The sequence below is a fragment of the Polaromonas sp. P1_E1_2 genome, from assembly GCF_056406035.1.
The window spans coordinates 1-1,438 of the sequence record NZ_JBFUAZ010000827.1; the positions used below are offsets into that span (position 1 = coordinate 1).

Annotated in this window: 1 protein-coding gene and 1 pseudogene; both read right to left on the minus strand. The window is 57.8% G+C overall.

What is annotated here, in order from left to right; genetic code table 11:
- A pseudogene (locus tag AC1D1P_RS23300) lies at nt 1-164 on the minus strand (LPS export ABC transporter permease LptG); the annotation flags it as partial.
- Nucleotides 161-1,285 (minus strand): LPS export ABC transporter permease LptF, encoded by a 1,125-nt coding sequence (gene lptF, locus AC1D1P_RS23305; RefSeq protein WP_477674630.1) that lies wholly within the window; start codon nt 1,283-1,285, stop codon nt 161-163. The gene lptF and the pseudogene AC1D1P_RS23300, both read right to left, overlap by 4 nt.
- Nucleotides 1,286-1,438: the final 153 nt, after the last annotated feature.

Sequence of the window (1,438 nt, forward strand, 5' to 3'; positions counted from 1 at the left end):
TGCCTGATCTGGTAGACATCGGCGGCGTTGATGCCGCTGCTCTTGCCGAGGTATTGCAGTTCATCGACCAGGTCAAAAAAGAAGAACAGGGCCAGGAAGCCCAGCGCCACCAGGGCGATGGCTGCCAGCACTTCACCGTAGATCAGGCGGCGTATGGTTTTCATGCGTGGCTTTCGCTGTCGCGTACAGCCAGCGGTGTACGGTTGATGCGCCGGGCGGGCCGCAGCGTCCAGTTGAACTGTCGCTTGGACAGCCAGGCCAGGGCCAGCAGCAGGACACCACCATGCAGCGCCAGCAGGAAGTTGCTGAAACTGATGAGGCCCACAAAAATCCAGCTTTGCCCGAGGTTGACCAGGTTGTTGTAGACCACAAAGGTCAGCAACACAAAGATCATGTTGCCGCTGCGGCCACCGCGCGGGTTCACGCTGGCCAGGGCCACCGCCAGTACGACAAAGTTGATGGATGCCAGCGCCAGTCCCAGCCGCCACGCCAGTTCGCTGAGGTTGCCGCGGGTCGGCGTCTTGATCAGGGAGCGGGTGGAAAGCAGTTTGGCTTCCGGTGCGTTTTCGGTCAGCGGATTGTTATCGCCAGTTTTGGTGCCGTACTCTTCGAAGTCGCTGATTTTGAGCGCCGATTGCCCGATCACGTTTTCCAGGCGCTGGCCGTTTTCGAGCATGAGGAACTGGGCGTCACCTTTGGTCTCGATGCGGCCCGAGCGGGYCGTGGTGATGGAACTCTTGCCTTTTTCGGTCGCAGCGATAAAGACGTTGTTACTGGAGCGCTCGCCCGCCAGGTCGCGGTCGATGAAGAAAACCCGGTTGCCGCTGGAGGACTCCTGGAACTGGCCAGGGGCAATGCGGTCGATGTCGCCGCGCTGCTCATACCGGCTTTGCATGTCTTTGGTTTGCTGGTTGGTCCAGGGCCAGACAAAAAGGGCCATCAGCGTGATGACCAGCAGCACAGGCCATGCAAAACGGAAAAGCGGCCGCAGAAAACCCGCCAGGCCCTGACCACTGGTGAACCACACCACCATTTCGCTGTCGCGGTACATGCGCGACAAGGTACTGACCATCGCAATAAACAGCGACAGCGTGAGGATGGTCGGCAGGCGTCCCAGGGCCGAGTAGGCCATGAACAGCATGACGTCCTGCGGATTGATGAAACCGCGCGATGCCTGGCCCAGGGTGCGGATCAGAACAATGGTCATCACGATGGTGACCAGGACCACCAGCGTGKCCCCAAAACTGCGTGCCAGCTCTTTGCGAATCGTGGATTGGAATAACATTGACTGAATATCTGCCTTGGCTTCGTTTTATTTTTGTTTTACTTTGGTTTATTTACCAGACCCTGAATTATGGACTTTGAACTCAAAACACTGACACCCACCCGTATTTGCAGCGAAAAAACCGATGCGCTGCTGGTTCTCGTACCCCAGGAT